The sequence below is a fragment of the Flavobacterium sp. LM4 genome, from assembly GCF_002017935.1.
Classification (GTDB): domain Bacteria; phylum Bacteroidota; class Bacteroidia; order Flavobacteriales; family Flavobacteriaceae; genus Flavobacterium; species Flavobacterium chungangense.
Window position 1 is genome coordinate 461868 of record NZ_MUFW01000003.1, and the last position, 24765, is coordinate 486632.

At 34.2% G+C, this 24765-nt stretch carries 19 protein-coding genes and 1 pseudogene; 9 read left to right on the forward strand and 11 right to left on the reverse strand.

The window, feature by feature from the left end; all coding sequences use genetic code 11:
• Positions 1-60 precede the first annotated feature (60 nt).
• Together BXU10_RS19415 and BXU10_RS19420 are read left to right on the forward strand one after the other, a co-directional pair.
• Positions 61-651, forward strand: coding sequence for a thymidine kinase (locus BXU10_RS19415; RefSeq protein WP_031455200.1), 591 nt, complete (start codon positions 61-63; stop codon positions 649-651).
• Between the two features lie 36 nt (positions 652-687).
• A complete protein-coding gene (locus BXU10_RS19420; RefSeq protein ID WP_078229172.1) occupies positions 688-1107 on the forward strand; it encodes a hypothetical protein in 420 nt (139 codons plus the stop codon).
• Between the two features lie 66 nt (positions 1108-1173).
• On the opposite strand, the pseudogene rpoN reads toward BXU10_RS19420, so the two are convergent.
• From rpoN to BXU10_RS19440, 4 genes and pseudogenes are all read right to left on the reverse strand, one after another.
• Positions 1174-2633: pseudogene (gene rpoN, locus BXU10_RS19425) on the reverse strand (RNA polymerase factor sigma-54).
• Positions 2634-2727: 94 nt separating this feature from the next.
• Positions 2728-4173 carry an asparagine--tRNA ligase gene (gene asnS, locus BXU10_RS19430; RefSeq protein WP_078229266.1) on the reverse strand — a complete coding sequence of 482 codons (1446 nt, stop codon included), beginning with the start codon at positions 4171-4173 and terminating at the stop codon, positions 2728-2730.
• Between the two features lie 207 nt (positions 4174-4380).
• The gene (locus BXU10_RS19435; protein ID WP_078229173.1) at positions 4381-4797 is read right to left on the reverse strand and encodes a hypothetical protein; all 417 of its coding nucleotides are present in this window, start codon (positions 4795-4797) and stop codon (positions 4381-4383) included.
• A 27-nt stretch (positions 4798-4824) separates the two neighbouring features.
• Positions 4825-7209: an RND family transporter gene (locus BXU10_RS19440; RefSeq protein ID WP_078229174.1), complete on the reverse strand. Its 2385-nt coding sequence runs from the start codon at positions 7207-7209 to the stop codon at positions 4825-4827.
• A gap of 178 nt (positions 7210-7387) precedes the next feature.
• On the opposite strand from BXU10_RS19440, the gene BXU10_RS19445 reads away from it, so the two are divergent.
• From BXU10_RS19445 to BXU10_RS19460, 4 genes are all read left to right on the forward strand, one after another.
• Positions 7388-7717 carry a multidrug efflux SMR transporter gene (locus BXU10_RS19445; RefSeq protein ID WP_078229175.1) on the forward strand — a complete coding sequence of 110 codons (330 nt, stop codon included), beginning with the start codon at positions 7388-7390 and terminating at the stop codon, positions 7715-7717.
• A gap of 35 nt (positions 7718-7752) precedes the next feature.
• Complete coding sequence (locus BXU10_RS19450; RefSeq protein WP_078229176.1) at positions 7753-8514, forward strand: sensor histidine kinase; 762 nt, start codon at positions 7753-7755, stop codon at positions 8512-8514.
• A complete protein-coding gene (locus BXU10_RS19455) occupies positions 8477-9196 on the forward strand; it encodes a LytTR family DNA-binding domain-containing protein (protein WP_078229177.1) in 720 nt (239 codons plus the stop codon). Before BXU10_RS19450 ends, BXU10_RS19455 begins: the two co-directional genes overlap by 38 nt.
• A 111-nt stretch (positions 9197-9307) precedes the next feature.
• Complete coding sequence (locus BXU10_RS19460; RefSeq protein WP_078229178.1) at positions 9308-11578, forward strand: cation:proton antiporter; 2271 nt, start codon at positions 9308-9310, stop codon at positions 11576-11578.
• A 154-nt stretch (positions 11579-11732) separates the two neighbouring features.
• Here the strand turns inward: BXU10_RS19460 and BXU10_RS19465 are convergent, their stop codons facing one another.
• From BXU10_RS19465 to pyrH, 3 genes are all read right to left on the reverse strand, one after another.
• The gene (locus BXU10_RS19465) at positions 11733-14228 is read right to left on the reverse strand and encodes a DUF5686 family protein (protein ID WP_078229179.1); all 2496 of its coding nucleotides are present in this window, start codon (positions 14226-14228) and stop codon (positions 11733-11735) included.
• A 118-nt stretch (positions 14229-14346) separates the two neighbouring features.
• Positions 14347-14910 carry a ribosome recycling factor gene (gene frr / locus BXU10_RS19470; protein ID WP_078229180.1) on the reverse strand — a complete coding sequence of 188 codons (564 nt, stop codon included), beginning with the start codon at positions 14908-14910 and terminating at the stop codon, positions 14347-14349.
• Between the two features lie 150 nt (positions 14911-15060).
• Positions 15061-15768: a UMP kinase gene (pyrH, locus tag BXU10_RS19475; protein WP_026983543.1), complete on the reverse strand. Its 708-nt coding sequence runs from the start codon at positions 15766-15768 to the stop codon at positions 15061-15063.
• A gap of 205 nt (positions 15769-15973) precedes the next feature.
• On the opposite strand from pyrH, the gene BXU10_RS19480 reads away from it, so the two are divergent.
• On the forward strand, positions 15974-17197 hold the full coding sequence (locus BXU10_RS19480) for a DUF4272 domain-containing protein (protein WP_078229181.1): 1224 nt from the start codon (positions 15974-15976) through the stop codon (positions 17195-17197).
• A 139-nt stretch (positions 17198-17336) separates the two neighbouring features.
• Positions 17337-17954 carry a thioredoxin family protein gene (locus BXU10_RS19485; RefSeq protein ID WP_078229182.1) on the forward strand — a complete coding sequence of 206 codons (618 nt, stop codon included), beginning with the start codon at positions 17337-17339 and terminating at the stop codon, positions 17952-17954.
• A gap of 368 nt (positions 17955-18322) precedes the next feature.
• Here BXU10_RS19485 and truB read toward each other — a convergent pair whose 3' ends face one another.
• The 4 genes from truB to BXU10_RS19505 all read right to left on the reverse strand — a co-directional run bounded on the left by truB (position 18323) and on the right by BXU10_RS19505 (position 21118).
• Positions 18323-19015, reverse strand: a complete 693-nt coding sequence (gene truB / locus BXU10_RS19490) for a tRNA pseudouridine(55) synthase TruB (RefSeq protein WP_189328110.1) — start codon at positions 19013-19015, stop codon at positions 18323-18325.
• Positions 19015-19824 (reverse strand): undecaprenyl-diphosphate phosphatase, encoded by an 810-nt coding sequence (locus tag BXU10_RS19495; RefSeq protein WP_078229184.1) that lies wholly within the window; start codon positions 19822-19824, stop codon positions 19015-19017. Before BXU10_RS19495 ends, truB begins: the two co-directional genes overlap by 1 nt.
• Before the next feature lie 102 nt (positions 19825-19926).
• Positions 19927-20184: a DUF3098 domain-containing protein gene (locus BXU10_RS19500; protein ID WP_031455218.1), complete on the reverse strand. Its 258-nt coding sequence runs from the start codon at positions 20182-20184 to the stop codon at positions 19927-19929.
• A 58-nt stretch (positions 20185-20242) separates the two neighbouring features.
• A complete protein-coding gene (locus BXU10_RS19505; RefSeq protein WP_031455219.1) occupies positions 20243-21118 on the reverse strand; it encodes an ABC transporter permease in 876 nt (291 codons plus the stop codon).
• 408 nt (positions 21119-21526) lie between these two features.
• Between BXU10_RS19505 and BXU10_RS19510 the strand changes: the two genes are divergently transcribed.
• On the forward strand, positions 21527-24541 hold the full coding sequence (locus BXU10_RS19510; protein ID WP_078229185.1) for a leucine--tRNA ligase: 3015 nt from the start codon (positions 21527-21529) through the stop codon (positions 24539-24541).
• Positions 24542-24765: the final 224 nt, after the last annotated feature.

Genomic DNA, 24765 nt, shown 5'->3' on the forward strand with positions numbered 1-24765 from the left:
GATTTATTACCAGTACAAAGTAATAAAAACTATTCATTTTTAAAGGTAGAAAAATACAAAATGTTTCTCGAAAATACAGTAAATCACAAAGAACAATTTGGTTGGATTGAAGTTATTTGTGGATCAATGTTTTCGGGTAAGACCGAGGAGTTAATCCGCAGATTAAAACGTGCTCAATTTGCCAAACAAAAAGTAGAAATCTTCAAACCTGCTATTGATACCCGCTATCATGATGAAATGGTAGTATCTCATGATTCCAATGAAATTCGCTCAACTCCAGTTCCGGCTGCTGCTAATATTGCAATATTAGCTCAGGGCTGCGATGTTATCGGTATTGATGAGGCTCAGTTTTTTGATGATGAAATTATTACAGTTTGTAACGATCTTGCGAATCAGGGAATTCGTGTGATTGTTGCCGGTCTGGATATGGATTTTAAAGGAAACCCTTTCGGTCCAATGCCCGGACTTATGGCAACTGCAGAGTATGTAACCAAAGTTCACGCAGTTTGTACCAGAACCGGAAACCTTGCCAATTACAGCTTCCGTAAAACCGATAATGATAAATTGGTAATGTTGGGTGAAACAGAAGAATACGAACCCTTGAGCCGTGCAGCATACTTTAATGCAATGAAAAAAAGTCAGGAGAAATAATGAATCCCTAATGTTTTATGCCTTAACACTACTAACATGAGAAAACAGAATATTTTATTTTTAGCAATCCTTGTAATTGCAATGGGCATAGCGGGTTATTTTTATTTTTTTATTGCTGAAAATACTGAAGAGATAAATATTCAAGCAACCCAATTGGTAGAAAAGTACAATAAAAATTGCCCGTTGACTATTCAGGAAGGAATTCGTTTAGATAGCGTAAGTTTACATGAAGAAAGGATTGTTAAGTACAATTTGACTTTGTTGAATGTTGTAAAAGAAACGGCTGAAGTAGATATAATAAAAAAGGAAATTGAAAAAAGTCTGATCAGTACAGCTAAAGCAAATACGGGATTTCAGGTTTTCAGGGATAATGATTATACTTTGGCGTACAGTTACAGTGATAAAAATAAAGCATTTTTGTTTGATGTGAAGATATTTCCGGATCAGTATAAATAAGCTTTTAATCTAAATAAAAACCCGACACAAATTTAAATTCTGTCGGGTTTTCTATTTTATAAAAAATTAAATCTTCTTTCTCATTCGGGCAACCGGAATATCAAGCTGTTCCCGGTATTTTGCAATAGTTCTTCTTGCAATTGGATACCCTTTTTCTTTTAAGATTTCAGCCAGTTGATCGTCCGGAAGCGGTTTCTTTTTATCTTCTTCTTCAATGGTATTTTTAAGAATTTTTTTGATTTCTAAAGTGGAAACATCTTCTCCCTGATCATTTTTCATTGCCTCAGAGAAAAATTCCTTAATTAGTTTTGTCCCGTATGGTGTTTCGACATATTTGCTGTTGGCTACACGCGAAATCGTTGAAATATCCAAACCAACCATATCGGCAATGTCTTTTAAGATCATGGGTTTTAGTTTGGTTTCGTCGCCGTCCAGAAAAAATTCTTCCTGATAATGCATAATCGCATTCATGGTCACAAAGAGTGTTTCCTGACGCTGTCTGATCGCATCGATAAACCATTTAGCCGAATCCAGTTTTTGTTTGATAAACTGAACCGCATCTTTCTGTGCCGTCGATTTATCACGAGAATCTTTATACGTCTGCATCATTTCCTGATAATCCTTAGAAACGTGCAGGGAAGGAGCATTTCGTCCGTTTAAAGTTAGTTCCAGTTCGCCATCAACAATTCTGATCGCAAAATCCGGAACTACATTTTCTGTAACTTTATTATTCCCTGTAAATGAACCGCCCGGTTTAGGATTCAGTCTTTCGATTTCGTGAATTGCTTTTTTAAGCTGTTCGTTAGAAACGCTGTATTTCTGTAATAATTTGTCGTAATGTTTCTTCGTAAAAGCATCAAACTGATTCTCTATAATATCAATCGCCAAATCAACATATTCTGTTGGTGTTTTATGTTTTAACTGAAGCAATAAACATTCTTGTAAATCACGTGCTCCAACCCCGAAGGTTCTAATTCGTGAATAACATGCAGCATTTTTTCGACCATTGTTTCATCAGTGTAAATTCCCTGAGTAAAAGCCATATCGTCTACAATATCCGGAATGCTTCTGCGAATGTAACCCATATCGTCAATACTTCCAACGAGGAATTCAGCGATTTCGCGCTCTTCATCATTCAAAATAAAAGTATTCAGCTGATTGATCAAATCCTGATGAAAACTTATTGGCGAAGCAAAAGGTGTTTCACGTTCTTCTTCGTCTCCATAATTATTAACCTGAGTCTTGTAATCAGGCGTATCGTCGTCACTTAAGTATTCGTCAATGTTAATGTCTTCCGCTTCGATTCTGTCAGATTCCGCATCATCATAATCGTCGTAGTCTTCATTGGCAAATTCATCGGCTTCATATTCATCTTCCTGTCCTGCCTCTAAAGCCGGATTTTCGTTCATTTCTTCCAATAAACGTTGTTCAAAAGCTTGCGTAGGCAATTGAATTAACTTCATCAGCTGAATTTGCTGTGGAGATAATTTTTGGGATAATTTTAAATTTAAAAATTGCTTTAGCATTATTATGTTTAATCGTTTATTTGTTTAATTGTCAATTTGTCAATTCGTGAAAATCGGTTAACCGAATGAACGATTAACCGATTAAATTTATTTCTTAAAATTCCGCGCTTCCAGGAGTTCTAGGGAAAGGAATTACGTCTCTAATGTTTGTCATTCCAGTTACAAACAATACCAGACGTTCAAATCCTAAACCGAAACCTGCGTGTGTTGCGGAACCAAATCTTCTGGTGTCTAAGTACCAGTATAATTCTTCTTCGTCGATTTCTAAGGCTTTCATTTTTTCAACCAAAACATCGTAACGCTCTTCTCTTTCAGAACCTCCGACGATTTCTCCAATTCCAGGGAAAAGGATGTCCATTGCACGAACCGTTTCTCTTCCTGGTTCGGTGTTGTCGTTCAAACGCATATAAAACGCTTTAATGTTTGCCGGGTAATCAAATAAAATTACCGGACATTTAAAGTGTTTTTCTACTAAATAACGCTCGTGTTCTGACTGTAAATCAGCGCCCCATTCGTTGATTAAATATTGGAATTTCTTCTTTTTATTTGGAGTTGAATCTCTTAAAATATCAATTGCTTCCGTATAAGAAACACGTTTGAAATTGTTTTCTAAAACAAAGTTCAGTTTCTCTAACAAAGCCATTTCGCTTCTTTCAGCCTGAGGTTTTGATTTTTCTTCTTCTAAAAGTCTTCCTTCCAAAAATTTCAAATCATCCTGACAATTATCTAAAGCATATTTAATTACGTACTGAATAAAATCTTCAGCCAAATCCATGTTGTCATCCAAATCGTTGAAAGCAACTTCCGGCTCGATCATCCAAAACTCTGCCAAGTGACGGGAAGTATTTGAATTTTCTGCTCTAAAAGTGGGTCCAAAAGTATAAATCTGACCCAAAGCCATTGCAAAAGTTTCTCCTTCTAATTGTCCCGAAACCGTTAAGTTAGTATGTTTTCCGAAGAAATCTTTTTTGAAATCAATGTTTCCTTCTTCATTTTTTGGAAGATTATCCAAAGGCAATGAAGTTACCTGAAACATTTCTCCGGCACCTTCAGCGTCAGCTCCGGTAATGATTGGTGTGTTTACATAAACAAAACCTTTATCCTGAAAATATTTGTGAACTGCAAATGACAATACAGAACGCACACGCATAATCGCACCAAAAGCATTTGTACGTACGCGCAAGTGAGCATTTTCACGTAAAAATTCTAAAGAGTGTTTTTTAGGCTGCATCGGGAATTTCTCCGCATCAGAATCTCCAAGAATTTCAAGTGTTTTAACCTGAATTTCATATTTCTGACCTGCTCCTTTGCTTTCAACCAAAGTTCCCGTTACAGAAACCGCAGCTCCGGTTGTGATTCTTTTTAAAGTTTCTTCCGGTGTATTTTCAAAATCAACAACACATTGTATATTATTAATGGTAGAACCGTCATTTAGTGCGATGAACTGATTATTTCTAAAAGTTCTCACCCATCCTTTTGCATTAACCTCCTGAAGCGTCGTCGTACTGTTTAATAAGTCTTTAACTTTTGTGTGTCTCATTTGTATATATAATGTTGAAATTAAATTATTTGTTGCGTAATAACTGCAAATATAAACGATAATTATTAAAATTAGAAGCTGTTTCCCGCTATCCGCTATATCTTTTAGGCAGATCATTTACGATAAACAAGATATTCCCGATTGCCTGAAAAGGATGTCGCTTCTATCGGGGGCTAGGGACTCGTTTTCAAAAGAATCAATTATTTTTCATTTTTGTATGGCCTTCTTAAATTTCTTAAATCCGGAAATATCTTTTCTTATTTCTTTCATCCATTTTTTTCCATATTTTAAATATAGAAATTCGAAGACTACTTGATTATAAATACTTTCAACGGCTTCACTTGGAGCTATGCAGCCATAATTGAAAAAGTATATCTTAAATTTTCTTTCAAATTCTTGGTCTGATGGCGAAATAAGTTGATTCATTCCTCCTCTTAAAAGTAAAAAGGGTGTGTGATTTTCTATATCAGATTTAGCTAATTTTCGAATTTCATCATCTCCATCTGCAAATTCTACTTTGCTGGCTCCACTTAAGTTTAATTGTTCGTCGCTCAATATGTTTTCTTGCCCATACGAAAGGATAGAAAATAAAATGCAGAATGATAATATTGTTTTTTTTATCATGTAAATGACATTAACTTATAATCCGTGCTAATTCGTGAAATTAGTGTTTCCTTCAAATCCTTCCAAATCCTCTTTCTTAGCTTTCTTCTTTTCAAAAGTCAAAACCAAAGCCGGTAAAACCAATAAATTGGCAAACATCGCAAACGCCAGTGTGCAGGAAATCAATGCACCAAGCGCTATTGTACCGCTAAAACTGGAAAGCGTGAAAGTAGCAAATCCTAAAATTAAAACTACAGAAGTATAAAAAGTACTAATTCCGGTTTCTCTCAAGGCACTGAAAACAGATTTTTTTACTTTCCCGTTGCTTTGTATCAGATCATGTTTGTATTTCGCCATAAACTGAATCGCATTATCAACCGAAATTCCAAATGCAATACTGAATACTAAAATCGTTGAAGGCTTAAGTGGAATTCCAAAATAACCCATCAATCCGGATGTAATGCAAAGCGGTAAAACATTCGTAATTACCGATGCAAAAACCATTTTGAACGATCGGAACAAATACAACATCAAAATAGCAATCACTAAAATGGCAAAAATCAGCGATTCAATTAAGTTGTCAACCAGATACGATGTTCCTTTTTGGAAAACCAAGGCTTTTCCGGTAACAGTAACTTCGTAACGGTCTTTTGGGAAAATCTCATCAATTTTTGAATGTAATTTTTTCTCGACTTTCGCCATTTCATCCGTACCAATATCTTTCATGAAAGTCGTGATTCTGGCATATTGTCCTGTCGAATCAACATAGGCTTTCATTAAATTGTCTTTGCTGTTTTTAGTCGCATTTTTAGCATAACCCAAAATAAAGGTCTGTTCCTGCGAAGTTGGTAATTGATAATATTCAGGATTTCCGTTATAGAAAGCCTGCTTTGAATATTTAACCAAATTCACAATCGAAACAGGTTTTGCCAATTCAGGCATTTCTGCAATTGTATTTTGCAGTTCATCCATTTTACGAATAGTTGAAGCCTTCATAACACCTTTTTTCTTTTTGGTGTCAATCATGATTTCAAGCGGCATGACACCGTTGAACTCTTTTTCGTAGAATAAAATATCTTTAAAAAAAGAAGCGCTTTTTGGCATTTCACCAATTAAACTCCCAGAAACCTTCATTTGAGCAACTCCAATAACACTGAAGACCAAAAGCAAGCCGTAAATCGTATAAATTACTTTTCGTTTGTTTCTGACCACATTTTCTACAAAATCCAATAAAGTCGAAATGTAGGTTTTCGTTAAATGATATAAATGTTTTTCTCCCGGAACAGGCATGAAACTGTACACAATCGGCACAATTAAAAGCGTCAATAAATAGACAGAAATAACGTTAATCGAAGTCACCAGACCAAACTCAAAAAGTAAATCATTTCCCGTAATCATAAACGTGGCAAAACCAATTGCAGTAGTTAGATTCGTCATTAAGGTCGAAACCCCAATTTTAGAAATAATACGCTGTAAAGCCTTTGCCTGATTGTTATGCAGTTTAATTTCCTGCTGGTATTTATTGATCAGGAAAATGCAATTCGTGATTCCAATTACAATAATTAAGGGTGGAATGATTGCCGTTAAAACTGTAATTTTATAATGAAATAATCCAAGCGTTCCAAACGACCAGATTACACCCACAATCAAAATACAGATTGAAATAAGCGTTGCTCTAAACGAACGGAAAAAGAAAAAGAAAATCAGCGAAACGGTTAGCAACGCCGCACCAATAAAAAGCCCGATTTCGCCTTTCATGTTATCAGCATTGATCGTTCTTATGTATGGCATTCCGGAAACACGCAAATCGATTCCGGTAGTTTTTTCGAATTTATCGATTTTTGGAACCAGGTTTTCCAAAATAAAAGTCTTTCTTTCGGCGGTATTAACCAGCGCTTTATTCATGTAAATGGCCGAACGGACGCTTCCGCTTTGTTTGTTAAAAAGCAATCCTTCGTAAAAAGGTAAATTATTAAACAAATCGTGCTGAACCGTTTTTAAATATTCCGGATCAACTGTTTTACTTTGATCAATAAAGGGACTAAGAACGAATTTTTCATTCACCGTGTCTTTCTCTAACTTTTTTAAATCATTTAGAGAAACCACCAAATCCACTTCTTTAGATTTTTTTAAACCTGTCATCAATTCGTTCCAGGCCGCGTAATTTTTTGGTGTAAAGAATTCTTTATCCTGAAACCCAATTACAATCAGGTTTCCTTCTTCACCAAATTTATCCAGAAATTTTTGATACTCTTTGTTTGCAATGTGATCTTTTGGAAGCAAATTGGCTTCGGTATAAGTCATCGATAGGTTTCTCCATTGAAAAGCGAGGAAAATTGTAACTGCAATAACAAAAACCAATATAATAATTCTATTTTTAAGTATGATTCGGGCTAATTTTTCCCAGAATCCAACTTGTATAGTGTTTTTCATAAAATTTGTAAAATGGATGCAAATGTAATGAAAAGTGCTATAAATGATTAATAAAGAGCTTTGTTTTTGCGATTTGTTAACATTAATTAACAGTATGTTTTTTTACGATATTCATTGTTTTCTGTCATTTGTATAATAGCTTTTCTCATCTTTGTATTCAATTTTAAAAAGAATAAAAATGAATTGGATTTTATTAATCATTGCCGGACTTTTTGAAGTGGGTTTTGCCTCTTGTTTAGGCAAAGCCAAAGAAACGACAGGGATTATCTCAACCTATTGGATGGTTGGTTTTTTTGTTTGCCTTTCAATAAGTATGCTTTTGCTTTATAAAGCCACACAGGTTTTGCCAATAGGTACTGCTTATGCTGTCTGGACAGGAATTGGTGCTGTTGGAACCGTTTTAGTTGGAATTTTGATTTTTAAAGAACCGGCAACTTTCTGGAGAATATTTTTTCTTTCAACATTAATCGCTTCAATTATTGGATTAAAGTTTGTTTCCAGTCATTAAAATATTTCAGATTAATTAAATAACCAATAAATACGATGCAGGAAAACAACACGATAACTTTTATTTTTTTAGCAATCATTTTATTGCTGATCATCATTATTGGTTTTATGGTGTATCAATTAATGCAGTCTAAAAAAGCAAAGGAAAATGCCGAAGAAAGTTTTTATGCTCTTGAAAGAAAAGTGAACGATCTGCAGTTAGAAAATTTAGAATCCAAACTGAATCCGCATTTGTTTAAGAATATTTTAAATTCTATTCAGTCGCATGCATATCAGACTTATTTTGCTTTGGATAAACTGGCGAATGTTCTGGATTATATTTTATACGAAAGCAAAAAGAAATTTGTCACGGCGAAAGAAGAGATTGATTTTGCATTGAATCTAATCGAAATCAACAAAATTAAAATCAGCCCGCTTTTTGAGCTAAAGATCAAAACGAATATCAACAAAGAAGATAAATTATACGATCAGCCTTTATTAGCACCGTTAATTTCAATAGATTTAATCGAAAATGCTTTTAAACATGCTGATCTGCAGAGTGCCGATGCTTTTATTTCGGTTGTTTTTGAGTTTAGAGACAATGCTTTTTTTATGACGGTTTCGAATAAAATATCGGATAAAAAAGTACTGAAAAAAGAACGAGGCGGTTTAGGAAATACAACTTTGGAACACCGTTTAAGAATCATCTACAAAAACAACTTCAAACTCGAAAGGTTTGTAGAAAACGATATTTATATTGCTCATCTAAAAATAGATTTACTTGAATACAAAACTGAAATGCTTGCTACTGGACGATGAGTTACCAGGATTAACGTACCTGAAAATGCTTTGTGAACAAATTCCCGAAGTAGAGATCGTAAAAACGTTTAATAATCCTGAAAAACTATCGGCCGAAATTTCGGATCTCGAATTTGATTTATTAATCTCAGATATCGAAATGCCCGGAATTGACGGTTTGCATCTGGCAGAAATGATTCAGAATAAATTAGTGATTTTTTGCACAGCATACAAAGATTATGCGGCCGAAGCTTTTAATATTGATGCCGTAGATTATATTACAAAACCGGTAAAACTGGAACGTTTGCAAAAAGCGATCTCAAAAGCTTTTGAGCGATTCAATAAACCCGAAACAGCTAAAAAATTCATTCAGCTGAATACCGACAAGGGAAAAACTTTGTTGTATTTTAATCAGATTCAGTACATTAAAACAGCTATCAGCGACAGTCGTGACAAAACAGTTATTTTGACAGATGGAAGTTTTTTGAATTTAAAAAACGTAAAATTTGATACACTTTTAAAAGAATTGCCGGAAACTGATTTTTGTCGAATTAATAAAAAAGAAATTGTAGCGGTAAAAGCAATAAAATTTTTTAATCATAACGAGATTGTGTTGCATCATTTAGAAAAGAATGACAAAAACAGTACATTAATTCTGAGTGAAACGTATCGTTCTGACTTTTTGAAAAAGGTCAAAATCTAACTTATTACAAAGTTTTTCGGACTTGTTACATAAATTGAAAATTAGCTGTAAATTTACTTTTTCACAACCTTTGCAGTACTGATATTTGCCCCATAATTTAAAATACGGGTTATGAATAATATTAAAAATTCTTTATTCTACGTTACTGTTATTGGTGGTTTTACTGCTCTGATATATTGGGTAATTTCAAAAGGTGCTTCACTTGAAGCAGGCCGTGGAATCATTCATAAAAAAATCGAAAGCAATCATTGGAATGACTTTTTAAATTCAATGATTGAGAACCTGCAGCATCCTCTGGCAATTTTACTGGCTCAAATTGTAACTATTATTTTAGCAGCACGGTTATTTGGCTGGATTTTCAGAAAAATTGGGCAGCCATCAGTAATAGGAGAAATGATTGCCGGAATTGTTTTAGGACCCTCTTTGGTCGGAATGTATTTTCCGGAATTCTCCGCAGCTTTATTTCCAAAAGAGTCTTTAGGGAACTTACAATTTCTAAGTCAGATTGGTTTAATACTTTTCATGTTCGTAATCGGAATGGAGCTGGATTTGAAAGTGCTAAAAAATAAAGCACATGAGTCTGTGGTAATCAGTCATGCAAGTATTGTGATTCCGTTTGCTTTAGGACTAAGTTTAGCTTATTTCATTTACGGTACTTTTGCGCCTGAAGGCGTAGAATTTGCTTCTTTTGGTTTGTTTATGGGTATTGCGATGAGTATCACGGCCTTTCCCGTTCTGGCCAGAATTGTTCAGGAACGGGGCATGCAAAAAACAAAACTCGGAACCATTGCCATAACCTGTGCCGCTGCCGATGATATTACGGCCTGGTGTATTCTGGCAGTTGTAATTGCAATTGTAAAAGCGGGTTCCTTTACAAGTGCTTTATATGTTATAGGACTGGCTATTTTGTATGTGATTGTCATGCTTAAGGTAGTGAGACCATTCCTGAAACGAGTAGGCGATTTAAATTCGACCCGCGAAAGTCTGAACAAACCCGTAGTTGCTATTTTCTTCATAACACTTTTGTTTTCTTCATATGCTTCTGAATTAATTGGAATTCATGCTTTGTTTGGGGCATTTTTAGCCGGAGCCATCATGCCGGAAAACAATAAATTCAGAAATATTTTTATTGAGAAAGTCGAAGACGTTTCTATTATCGTTTTATTACCCTTATTCTTTGTGTTTACAGGCTTGCGTACTCAGATTGGTTTGCTTAATGATCCTTATTTATGGAAAGTGACAGCGGTAATTATTGCAGTTGCGGTAGCAGGAAAATTCTTTGGAAGTGCTTTTGCAGCAAAATTCGTAGGACAAAACTGGAAAGACAGTTTGGCAATAGGAGCGTTGATGAACACGCGCGGTCTAATGGAATTGGTCGTTTTAAATATTGGTTATGACCTGGGAGTTTTATCAACGGAGATTTTTACGATGATGGTTATTATGGCTTTGGTTACTACTTTTATGACTGGTCCGGCCTTAGATTTTATTGGTTATATTTTTAAGGATAAACCAACAATAGTACCTCAGGAAATTGGAAACAAAAGCAAGTACAAAATTCTCCTTTCGTTTGCAACCCCGGAAAGAGGCAAAAAACTTTTGCAGATAGCCAATAGTTTAGTCAAAAAACAATCCGATAATTCGATTGTAACAGCGATGCATTTGTCTTTGAGTACCGAAATTCACTCTTTTGATGTCAAGGATCATGAACGCAAAATGCTGTTTCCGGTTATCGAAGAATCTGAGCGTTTGAACCAGAATATGGTAAGCGTTTTTAAAGTAACAAATGATATTGATACCGAAATTATAGACACTGCAAATCAGGGAGAATATGATTTGTTGTTGGTAGGGTTAGGGCAATCTATTTTTGAAGGAACTCTGCTTGGTAAAATATTAGGGTTTACATCGAGAATTGTAAATCCGGATCGTTTGATCGATAAGTTTACCGGAAAAGAAGGTCTGTTTGAAAACTCTCCCTTTGATGAAAGAACACGCCATATTATTGCCAAAACTAAAATGCCGGTTGGAATTTTTATTGACAAAGATCTGGAAGAAGTAGACCGCATTTTTATGCCTGTTTTTAGTAAAGAAGATTCTTTTTTGATTGATTATGCAAAGAAATTAATTAATAATAACGGTTCGCAAATTACAGTTCTCGATGCTAGTGGCGAAGTAAAAAGTACCCGGGACATGCAGGAAAGTATTCGTTCGATTGAACAGATTGCACCAAACCACATTATGATTATGCACGACAGAACCATAAAAAAAGAGTTTTTAGAAACTCAAAATTTAATGATTATAAGTTTAGACAGCTGGAAAAAACTGATTGAATCTCAAAGTATCTGGCTGAATAATACGCCATCAGTTTTAATTTTGAAACCATAAGTTTTTTTAATTCCAATATAAAAATCCCAAATTCCAATTTTATGATTGGGGTTTGGGATTTCATTTTATGAAAATGTTTTACCACGCTTTATTGTTTTATCAAGTGGAACTTCTTTTGGGTGGAATTTGGGATTTAAAAAGATTGGAATTTAATTTACAATCCCAAATCGATAACATAAGAAATTTTAACGGCAATGTTATCCTCGAATTTTGGTAATTGATTTGGTCCGTATCGGTAAAAACCGCCTAAACCAAAACCTTTGTAAATTTTGTTTAACTCAATCCCGGATTCAAAGAATCCTTTTTCCAGGGTTTTATAAGCTGGGCCAATATGCTGCTCAGGATTTTGCATGTGTCCCCAGGCCATTCGGGTTACTAACACCAATGAGGGACGGACTTTTTTCATTATTTTAATTCGGTTGAAACCGTGTTTGACTTGAAAAAAGGCATACTGATTAGAGAAAAACTCATTAAAATACATGGTTTCAAAACTGTTTCTTCCGGAAAAAGTAATACGCTGAATAATCGTTTCTTTATTAAGATTGTTTGGCATAGTGTTGTACAAATGGGTTATAGGTACATCGCCTGTAGCAAAGCCTCCCTGCAATAAAAAGCTGGTTTTCTGACCGTTCAGATATTTTTTTTCATATTCAGTTTTAAAATCTATTTTGCTGAATGTGAAATCATTATCTAAAACATTTGGCAAAGACTGTGTATATTGAAACGTAAATCTTGGAAATCGCTTTTCAGTTTCGTTTCTGCCTGTTGGTGTCTGCATAAAATCACTAAACGGTGCCCAAACTATCGAAAGCATTGTTGTGGTCATCACATAGCTTGAATATAATTTTCCGTTTAAATTAAAAAGATAATCAAATTTAGGTTCGATTTGATTTCTTGATATTTCTAAAACAGCTTCTGTTTTTGGAATAATTTTAGTTTGAAGATTAGTTTTCCAGCTAATATAATGGTAGAAAGTACTAATGTTAATAGGGCGTGGATCATAAATTTTAAAAACACGTTTGTCGACGGCAAAAAGAGTGCTCGCAATTTCCCTGACATCATCAGTATAAGATCCGTTTAGCCAGGTATTAGTGTTTTTGTCCAATAAAACTCCAAAGCCCAAATTGTATTTAAAGTTTCCATCTTTTGTACCATAGGCACCATAGCCTTCAATCCTGAAATATTTAGAAAAACGTTCGTTTGTAATGCCTCCAAGTCCAAGTCTGAAACCTTCATAGTTATTATAGCTGATGATTTTTTTCAAATCAAGATCTGCCGGTCCTATTGGATAAAAACCATTAATGATTTTCCTGCCTATTCCTAAGCGTTTTTCGATTCTGTTACGAACAGACAGGCTGTCTAGTAATAAATAGGTTTTCTGACCTTTCAAATCAAGACTTTCTTTTCGGTATTGGTTCCAGAAATCTTCTGTTTTTTTGCTGGCATCATCTTCAATTTCGATATAAAGCGATGGGTTATTTATTGGGGTAGTTGTATTGTAGTGGATGTCGAAATTATTGCTTTCAGAAAGTAAATAAGTAAAATCGGAAGCACTTTTTTCTCTAATTTCAAAACCTTCTTCTATATCTCCGTCAAACTGGATAGTGCCGCCTAAAATTTTAATATCATCGTCATTTTTCCCTTTTACAATTTTAAAAGTAGTATTGCCCGGGAACCAGATTTTTTCTTCGGGCACATATTCAAATTCATGGACTCCGCTAATGTCGAGAACCCCTTTTATACGCATGACTGCTTTGGCAATGGCATAATTTTCCTGATCAATATATAAAACACCTTCTAAGCCGGATGCTCTTCTTTTTTTCTTGTTCTTAAAATAGACCATAAAGGTGTTTCGGCCCTGAATAGCAACAGTATCTAATAATTTATAATTGTAATCTTTTAAAGCATCATTAGAAATAGGATTATTGTATTTGGTTTCAAAGAGTTCATATTTAGGATCATAAATAGAAATTGACTGTAAATTGAAAGCAATAATTTCGTAAACAGGCTGCTTAAAACCTGCCATCTTTGTACCCAGAATGGTTTCTTTGAGTTTTTTGTTTCCGAATTGATATTGTGATAGTTTTTCTGTTTGAAACAAATGCTGTTTGCTTATAAGTTCTTTAAATTTATAGTCAGAAGAGTCAACATTAATTCTTTTTTTCTTTAAATCTTTATAAGCCGCAGAAGAGTCAATTCTGCCTTTGATTGAGTCAGGATTTGCTGTTACAATCAGTTTGCTATATGTTTTATACTCAAAACTATTTAATTTTTTTTGCGGGTTATTATTGTTTTTATTGCTAATAACCTTTCTTAAAATTGCTAATGCAGGATTCTCATTCGAAATAATAACTTCTTTGAGATTGTCTGTTCTTTGCTTAAGCGAGATTGGATAAAACTTTTTATTGTCTGAAACGGTGATTGCTTTCGTTTGATAACCAATATACGAAACAGTAAAAGAAGTAATTTTTACTTTAGAAGAAAGTATAAATTTTCCATCAACATCCGTAATCGTATTGTTATTGTCTGAAGTAGTGATAGTAGCAAACGGAAGAGGTTTGTTTTTAGAGTCGTTTACAATTCCGTTTATTTGAAATTGCGCATGTAGAGTCAGCGTAAAAAACAAAGTTAAAAAACAGAATAGCTTCATATAGTGTAATATGGATTCAAAACGATAAGAATGTATTTTTGGTATGCAAAAATAAGAATAAAAAAATCCGTCTGGTATAATTTTAACCAAACGGATTCTTAATTTTGTGACAAATAAGTTACACTTTCATGATTTCGGCTTCTTTTGCGGCCAATAATTCATCAATTTTTTTGATGTAAGCATTCGTTAAGTTCTGAACTTCTTCTTCTGCAGATTTGCAAATATCTTCAGAAGTTCCTTCTTTTTCTAATTTTTTAATGTCGGTGTTGGCATCTTTACGAACATTACGTACACCAATCTTAGCATCTTCGGCTTCAGCTTTTGCCTGTTTTGCCAATTCTCTACGGCGATCTTCTGTCAAAGGCGGAACGCTGATTATTATTACATCCCCATTATTCATCGGATTGAAACCAATATTGGCAACCATAATTGCTTTTTCGATAACTTGCAGCATATTTTTTTCAAAAGGCTGCAGTGTGATTGTTCTTGCATCAGGAACACTGATTTTTGACACTTGAGAAAGAGGTGTTGCTGATCCGTAATATTCTACAAAAACACTTCCTAACATAGCTGGAGAAGCTTTTCCTGCACGGATATTAAGAAACTCTTTTTCTAAATGTGCAATAGAACCATTCATTGATTCTTCAGTACTTTCTAATATAAAATCAATTTCTTCACTCATTTTTTTAGATTTTTAGATTTTCGATGATTGAATTTTTAAACTAAAGTAAATCACCTTATGCTAACTAATATAATTTATTTTTAAAATTGTTATTCAAAATTAGAGACCTCAAAAGTCTGAATCATTGAACGTCTAACAATCTCCGATGTTTTAAATATTAACTACAGTTCCGATGTTTTCGCCCTCGCAGATTTTTAATAAGTTTCCAATTTTGTTCATATCAAAAACAACGATTGGTAGTTTATTTTCCTGGCTCAAAGTAAACGCAGTTGTGTCCATTACGTTTAATCCTTTTTTAAGGACATCATCAAACGAAATAAAATCAAATTTTACTGCCGAAGCATTTTTTTCAGGATCACAATCATAAACACCATCAACACGGGTTCCTTTTAGAATAACATCAGCATTAATTTCTATTCCTCTTAAAACAGCTGCTGTATCGGTAGTAAAATATGGGTTTCCGGTTCCGGCACCAAAAATTACTATTCTTCCTTTTTCAAGATGACGGTCGGCTCTTCTTTTGATGTAAGGTTCTGCGATAGACTCCATTTTTAAGGCAGTCTGCAGACGGGTTTTCATTCCTTTGTCTTCAAGTGCACCCTGTAAAGCCATTCCGTTAATAACAGTTGCCAGCATTCCCATATAATCACCTTGTACTCTATCCATACCGGCACTTGCTCCTGCAACTCCTCTAAAAATATTTCCACCTCCAATAACAATAGCAATTTCTACTCCCTTACTGTGAATTTGCTTAATTTCTTCGGCATATTCGGCTAATCTTTTAGGGTCAATTCCGTATTGTAAGTCTCCCATTAACGCTTCACCGCTTAGTTTTAGAAGAATTCTTTTATATTTCATGTGTGTTGCTTTTGTTTGTGCAAATATAGACATATTCTGTTTTTTAGAAATAATGTTTACAAAAATAATTTCTCTCTATATTTGAATGAAATTCTTTTGTTTTTGTAAGAATTGTTTTTGTTTTTTTGGTTTAAAATTAAGAAGCAGATGACTCTTCCTTTTAAAAAATAAATAAATATAATAACTTAAAACTAAGATAAAAATTATGATTTGTACACTTTATTCTCATCAAATTGGTTTTGATAAAATAGTTGAGGTACTCAGGAGCAGTTATCCCAAAGCTACTATTACAAGTACCAGTCAGGATGGATCTCAAATTGCTTCAATTGAAACTAAAGATGGTTTCTTTAGTTCCGGAAGCAAGCTAATAGTTCAATACAGAGAAAGAAAAGAACCATCTTATCAGCTGCCTGAAACTGATGATTCTCCTCTAACCGGAAATCTTAGAGGTTTATATGGATATGTAGATTCTTTAGACTCCAATAACGAAAAAGTAAAATCGTTATTTCTTCATAAAATTCAGACCTTGAATTCAGAGTTTTCAATTACTCAGCAAAAAGGGCAGACTAAGAGTTTAAAAGAATTGCTTCAAAAGCTAGCCAAAGATTTTGAAGCTGTATTATTTGTACAGCCCAAAACAATAATCAGTCAATCTAATGAACAGCATTTTCTGGATGAAAATTTAAATCTAATTCTGGATATTAATGGAAATTGTGAAATTGAAGGTTTAGAAGTAAAAATTAACAGCATTTATTATGACAAAGAACTTGTAGAAATAACTGAATTTCAGAAGGAATTGAAAACAAACAGCGAAAAAATTCTGCGGGAAAAGGATATCAAAATAAATAATTATCTGCCTTATATAGAGCCGGAGCAAGATGTTGTTCTCAGAACCCCAAAAGAAGTAGCAGTACGTGTTTGTGTTTTGGCTATCACTAATTTGGTGGCTTTTGATACTATCTCGAATGAAGAAGCGATCGAATATCTTCAGCATTATAATTTATGGGATTTTGTTACCCCAAATGAAAAAGACTTTTTAGCGAATCCGACGGAACAGAAAAAAAGTAATGAATCATGGAAATGTGAATGTATTTGGACTTTGATGTTCGCATTAAATAAGATTGAGGATTTAGGATTTCCCGATAAACTATGCAGTTTAAATGACATTCCGGCAGAGGAATACCCTGTAGCTCCGGATCGAGATCCGAATGATTTTATTAATTCTGTTTTTGAAACCAAAAGCAAATCAGAAATATTGAGATTAAACGATTTGTATTACAGATTAGACTGGGCGTGTGTGGATGCGAGGTTAAACGGAGAAGTGATGACTGCGATTCATCCGGGAGTGGTGTACGAACGGCACTATGCTTTAAACTGGCTGATAAATTATGGCGAAGCTGATTGGGATGATGTAACGTGTGATACCTAGAATTGTAATAACCGCTTTTCATTAAAAGTAAGAATTGCTAATGACTTTTGTTTAAGAGATTTATTCTCTTTATTATGACAAAAGTCATTATTTGGGCTTTATTAAATTGCTTAAATTTATCAGACCTAAAACAAAGAACATGAAAAGTATTGTAGCCAAAGCATTATTCCATAGTTATTCCTATGTTGAATATAGAAAATTAGTTACCGATTTATTATCAGAAGGGAAATCAACCGGAGATGAACAGTCTGAAAGTTTAAGGCATTATACTAGTTTGAATGAAGCCAGAATGAATCGTCTGGATAAAACCATTAAAATTTCCGAAGATGTAATTTCGAAACTGCAAAATTTAGACAAACATTATATTTGGATGGTTATTTCTGAAGGATGGTGTGGCGATGCTGCCCAAATACTTCCTGTCTTAAATAAGATGGCTCTAGCATCGGAGAAAAGAATTGACATTCGAATTGTTTTAAGAGATCAAAATGAGGAATTAATGGGCCAGTATTTAACAAATGGGGGCAAAGCAATCCCAAAAGTTATTGTAATCTGTAAAGAAGCCGGAATTGTGCGGACACACTGGGGACCGAGACCAAAAGGAGCGACAGAGCTGATGGCAAATTACAAAAGGGATTTTGGTGTTATCGATGAAAAAATCAAAACCGATTTGCAATTGTGGTATTTAGCAGATAAAGGAATTTCGGTTCAGGAAGAATTGCTCAATATTATGGAGAACATCAGGTATAATCGATTATAACCTTTATAAATATTATGAAACTCTAAAGTTTTAATTTGTTAATACGCTGAAAACAAACAATATAATGTTAAAAAAGTAGTAAAATATTTATTTTTTAAATTATATTTTTGTATCTTGCTGCCATAGATCCCATTTCTATTATTTGACTTGCTTTTTTTATAGGTGTCTTTACTAATTAACCATTAAAAAATTCACTATTATGAAGAAGTTATTCGAAAAGTTCTATGATTTATTTTCAAGATTTTTGTTTGGAGGAAAAAATATACCGCATTATTAACTGCGTGAAGTATGAAATAATATTATTTTTATCCAAAATTAGTTTAAGCACATTACTCCCGTCTTATTTGTAATGTGCTTTTTTTTATTCTTTAAATGCTTTCTTCAAACATCATAATATCAATAGCATCTTTAACATCGTAATCACCAATTTTAGTTCGGCGCAAAACGGTCAAATGGGAACCTGATCTAAGGGCTTTTCCAAAATCAAAAGCTAATGACCGAATATAAGTTCCTTTGCTGCAAACTACCCTAAAGTCAATTTCAGGCAATTCAATTCTTGTAATTTCAAATTCATGAATTGTGGTTTTTCTACTGGCAATTTCGACAGTTTCTCCCGCACGTGCATGCTCATACAAGCGAACCCCATCTTTTTTAATGGCTGAAAAAATAGGTGGTTTTTGATCGATTTCACCTAAAAACTGTTTTACCGTTTCATGAATTAAATCCTGATCAATATGATCTGTTGGAAAAGTCACGTCGATTTCAGTTTCCAGATCATATGATGGAGTAGTGGCTCCAATGTAAAACGTTCCGGTATATTCTTTTGCCTGCCCCTGAAGTTCAGATATTTTTTTTGTGAATTTCCCTGTACAGATTAATAAAAGTCCTGTAGCTAAAGGATCTAATGTTCCGGCGTGACCAATTTTAAATTTCTTTGGAAGTCCAACTTTATTAATTAAAAGGTATTTTAATTTGTTAACAGCCTGAAAAGAACTCCATTTTAAAGGTTTATCGATCAGTAAGACTTGTCCGTTTAAATATTCTTCGGGTGTTTTCAAAATTATTTATTTAAGGAAAAATAGGCCAATAAAAGTATTCCAGCCACAATTCTGTAATAACCCCATGGTTTAAAACCGTATTTTTTGATGATTCCAATGAAAGATTTTATAGCAATAATGGCTACTACAAATGCGATTACGTTTCCAATCAAAAATAATTTCAGATTGTCAGGGGATTGTGTCAATAATTCGTAACCTTTCAGTTGCGAAACTTCATAAGTTTTTAATAACAATGAATAGGTTGTAACTGCCAGCATTGTAGGAACGGCAAGAAAAAACGAAAATTCCGCAGCAGTCTGCCTGTCCAATCCTTGCTGCATTCCGCCAATTATAGAAGCGGCAGAACGGCTCGTTCCGGGCATCATAGCAAGGCACTGCCAAAAACCGATTGTTACGGCTTTTTTTATTGTAATATCTTCTTCGTTAATAATGGTTGGATTTTTGAATTGATTATCAATAAAAAGCAATACAATTCCGCCCAGAATTAAAACAATAGCTATCGGAACAGGATTTCCTAAAACAGCATCAATTTTGTCATCAAATAATTTTCCTAAAATCAATGCAGGAATAACAGCACAGGCCAGCTTAACATAAAAATTGATTTTACTGAAGTCAAAAAATTTCTTCCAATATAAAACAACAACGGCCAAAATAGCCCCAAACTGAATAGAAACCTGAAACAATTTTACAAAATCATCTTCCTGTATTCCGAAAAAAGAACTTGTGAAAATCATGTGTGCTGTAGAAGAAACAGGCAAATATTCTGTTAATCCTTCAACTATTGCAATAAGAATCGCTTGTAATGTATTCATTAATTTAGATTTTTAGATTTTTAGACATCTTAGATTTTAGACTTTTTTTTAAGATTAATCTAATAATCTAAAGATCTACAGTCTAAGAAATCTAAAAAAAGTCTATTTAGATTTCTTGAAGATAGAATAAATCGTGATTCCAAAACCAATTAAAACAGTTGTTGGAGCTAAACGAATACGTCTGAAACTAAAAACATCTTCATTGAAAACATTTGGATCAGTACTTCCTCCACCAGACATTAAAAAAAATCCAAGTGCGATAACGCCAATTCCAATCAATAAAATTTTGTAATTGATGCCGTCAAAAAGAAATTCTTGTTTTTGAGGTTGTTCTTGTTCTTCTTTAATATTATTTTTCATTATTATCTTTTTGTCACCCTAAGCGAGGTTTAAGGGTATTTTTTTATTAAATCTAAAATTAATAAAGATCGTCTGTTCTTAAATTCAGGAATCTTTGTGTAGCAAAATGTGTACTGACCCAGGTAATTAAAACGCCTAATCCAAAGACAGCTAATAGAACCAATCCTATTAAGGCTTTGTCTTCTAAAATTCCTAATCCCGGGAAATTAGTTTCAACATACATTAAAAGAGCAATCAGGGCAATGATAGCTAAACCAGCTCCCAACATTCCAAGTTTTACACTACGCACTACAAAAGGCTTACGAATAAAGGCTTTTGTCGCTCCAACCATTTGCATGGTTTTAATAATAAATCTATTTGAATGAATGGATAAACGCAAGGAACTGTTGATTAATAAAACCGCAATCACCGCAAGGAAACCGCTGATAATCAAAATCCACATACTTACTTTTTTGATATTGTCATTTACTAAGTTTACTAGTTGTTTGTCGTAAACAATGTCTTCGATCATCGTGTTTTTACGTAAATCGCTTTCAATTCTTGTGATACTGTCTCTTTCAACATAATCTGCTTTTAAATGAATATCGTAAGAATTCAATAATGGGTTTTCTCCTAAAAAGGTCAGGAAGTCTTCGCCAATGATATCTGTATGCTCTTTTGCCGCTTTTTCTTTTGTAACGTATACATACGATTTTGCAAAAGGAGCTCTTTTTAATTCGGTATCAAATGCCTTGGTAACACTATCTGTAGCTTCATTTTTAAAGAAAACCGTCATGGCAATTTTTTCTTTAAAATCATTGGCCAGTTTTTTTGAATTAATAATAAATAATCCCAGTACTCCCAAAAGGAATAAAACCAAGAATACACTTAATACTACCGAAAAATAAGAGGAAATTAACCTGCGCTTTTGAAATTTATCAAAGTTAGAACTCATAGTCTGCTTAAATTATGTGGTAAAAATAATAAAGAATTTCTTTATATGAAGTTAATAACGAACTTTTATACCATAAATGTACAATTAGATATTGAAATACGACACCAGAGAAATGTTTTGACCGCAAAGGCCGCAAAGATTTTTATATTTTGTTGCAGTAAAAACACAAAGTTCGCATTAATTTATACTGATTAAGCTTTTGCCAACTTTACGGAATAGCTGTAATCACACAGTACAATAGTACGTGTTTTTACTTAATTAAAATACGTAATTTGTTATTTTATTTGTTTGCCAATGAAATAGCTTTGGTACAATCTGTAATAAATGTAAATTTGCCAACTTATAATCCAGTCACAAAGAGAGGAAAGCCTTAGTATCTTTGCAACTTAGAACCTTAGTAACTTAGAAATGAAATACAATCCAAACGAAATAGACGCCAAATGGCAAAAGTATTGGGCAGAAAATCAAACTTTTGCAGCAAAAAATAACTCTGAAAGACCTAAACATTATGTTCTCGATATGTTTCCTTATCCATCTGGAGCAGGGCTTCATGTGGGGCATCCGCTGGGTTATATTGCTTCAGATGTGTATTCTCGCTTCAAAAGACATCAGGGATTTAATGTTTTGCATCCAATGGGTTACGACAGTTTTGGATTACCGGCTGAGCAATATGCAATTCAGACAGGTCAGCGTCCGGAAGATACTACCCGTGTAAATATTGACGGTGGAGTAGATAAAGAAGGAAAACAAATTGCCGGATACAGAAAACAATTAGATAAAATCGGATTTTCATTTGACTGGGCGCGTGAAGTGCGAACCTCAAATCCGGATTATTACAAACATACACAATGGATTTTTATTCAGTTATTCAATTCATGGTACAATAAAGATTCTGACAAAGCCGAAGACATTTCGACTCTGACCGCTATTTTTGAAAAAGAAGGAAATGCGAATGTAAATGCCGTTTCTGATGATAATATCCAAAGTTTTTCGTCAAGCGAATGGAATGCATTTTCAAAAGACGAGCAGGAAAAAATCCTTTTACAATATAGATTAACTTATTTGGCCGAAACTGAAGTAAACTGGTGTCCTGGCTTAGGAACAGTTCTGGCAAATGACGAAATTGTAAACGGAGTTTCGGAGCGTGGAGGCTTTCCTGTCATCAGAAAAAAAATGACACAATGGAGTATGCGAATTTCTGCTTATGCCGAACGCTTGCTTCAAGGTCTAAATGATATCGATTGGAGCGAGTCAATAAAAGAGTCTCAAAGAAACTGGATTGGAAAATCTGTGGGTGCAATGGTTTCTTTCAATGTGAAAAATCACAATGAAGTAATCGATGTATTTACGACAAGGCCTGATACTATTTTTGGAGTAACATTCATGACTTTGGCACCGGAACATGATTTGGTGGCTAAAATTACAACTACGGAACAAAAAGCGGCTGTTGAAGCGTATATCGAAAAAACTTCAAAACGTTCAGAGCGTGAGCGTATGGCTGATGTAAAAACGATTTCAGGTGTATTTACCGGAGCTTATGCAGAACATCCTTTTACAAAAGAAGCTATTCCGGTTTGGATTGGCGATTATGTTTTGGCAGGTTACGGAACAGGAGCGGTTATGGCGGTTCCTTGCGGAGACGAAAGAGATTATGCTTTTGCTAATTTCTTTAAAGGCCAAAACGGAATGCCGGAAATCAAAAATATTTTCGCCAATGTTGATATTTCTGAAGCCGCTTACGGATCAAAAGACAACGTTGAAATCGCCAATTCTGATTTCTTAAACGGATTAAATTACAAACAGGCTACTAAAAAAGCCATCGGAAAATTAGAAGAAATAGGTCAGGGAACCGGAAAAACAAATTACCGTTTACGTGATGCTGTTTTTTCTCGTCAGCGTTATTGGGGAGAACCTTTTCCGGTGTATTATGTAAACGGTTTGCCAAAAATGATTGCGGCAGAACATTTGCCAATTATTTTACCGGAAGTTGAGAAATATTTGCCAACCGAAGACGGATTGCCTCCGTTAGGAAACGCTGCGGTTTGGGCTTGGGATACCAATCAAAACAAAGTTGTTAATACCGATTTAGTTGACAATGTTTCTATTTTTCCTTTAGAATTGAATACCATGCCAGGCTGGGCAGGAAGTTCCTGGTATTGGATGCGTTATATGGATGCGCACAATGACGGAGAATTTGCCAGCAAAGAAACCTTGAAATATTGGGAAAGCGTTGATTTATATATTGGAGGAAGCGAACACGCAACCGGACATTTATTATATTCCCGTTTCTGGAACAAATTTTTAAAAGACAAAGGTTTTGCTCCAACAGAAGAACCATTCAAAAAACTGATCAATCAGGGAATGATTTTGGGGACTAGTGCTTTTGTTTATAGAGTTCACGGTGTAATAGAGTCTGATCCAAATGAAGGATTTAGTATATTAAACTCAGATATGCCTACTTTATTCATCACAAAATCGATATATGATAAAATTAAAAAGGGTGATGAAGATGAAAAAGAGAAGGTAAAAGAATTTTATTTAAATCAGATCAAATCTGCATTTCCAAATATTTATATTAATTTGGGGAACTTAGAGATATCTGAAATCCATGCGGATGTTTCGATGGTAAATTCTTCGGATGAGTTGGACATTGAAAAATTCAAAGAATGGAGAGAATATTACGCTAATGCAGAATTTCTTAAAGAAGAAAACGGAAAATACATTGTAGGCCGTGAAGTAGAAAAAATGTCGAAATCGAAATACAATGTTGTAACTCCGGATGATATCTGCGCAGAATACGGAGCAGATACATTGCGTTTATACGAAATGTTCTTAGGTCCTTTAGAACAGGCAAAACCTTGGAATACCGCTGGAATTTCGGGAGTTTTTGGTTTCTTGAAAAAATTATGGAGATTGTATTTTGATGATAACGGTTTAATCGTAAACAACGACGAACCAACAAAAGACAACTTAAAATCATTGCATAAAACGATTAAAAAAGTAGCAGAAGATATCGAGAATTTCTCTTTCAATACTTCGGTTTCTCAGTTTATGATTTGTGTAAACGAATTGTCTTCTCAAAACTGTCATTCCAGAGCGATTTTGGAGCCATTGGCTATTGTGATTTCGCCTTATGCACCACATATTGCTGAGGAATTATGGTCGCAGTTAGGACATACAACTTCAATTTCAGAAGTGGCTTTCCCAGTTTTTGAAGAAAAACATTTAGTGGAATCAGAAAAAGAATACCCGGTTTCTTTCAACGGAAAAATGCGTTTCACAATCAAATTGCCTTTGGATTTAACCGCGGCACAAATCGAAGAAATCATTATGAAAGACGAAAGAACCCAAAAACAATTAGAAGGAAGAACACCAAACAAAGTGATTATCGTTCCCGGGAAGATTATTAATTTGGTTGGCTAACCAAATAAATTACAAACATGAAAATTCCAAATCCCAATTTTTGTTGGGGTTTGGATTTTTTTTTGTGCGTGTTTTTTGCTACCAATTATACTAATTTTCACAGATTTTTTTCTAAAACACATAGTTTGTCATTCCGAGGGACGAGGAATCTTCGCGAGAAGCTCCGCAATCAATGTCGCCAATCTTTGTCGAGCTACTTGTGGAGATTGCTTCGCCAGTTCGCT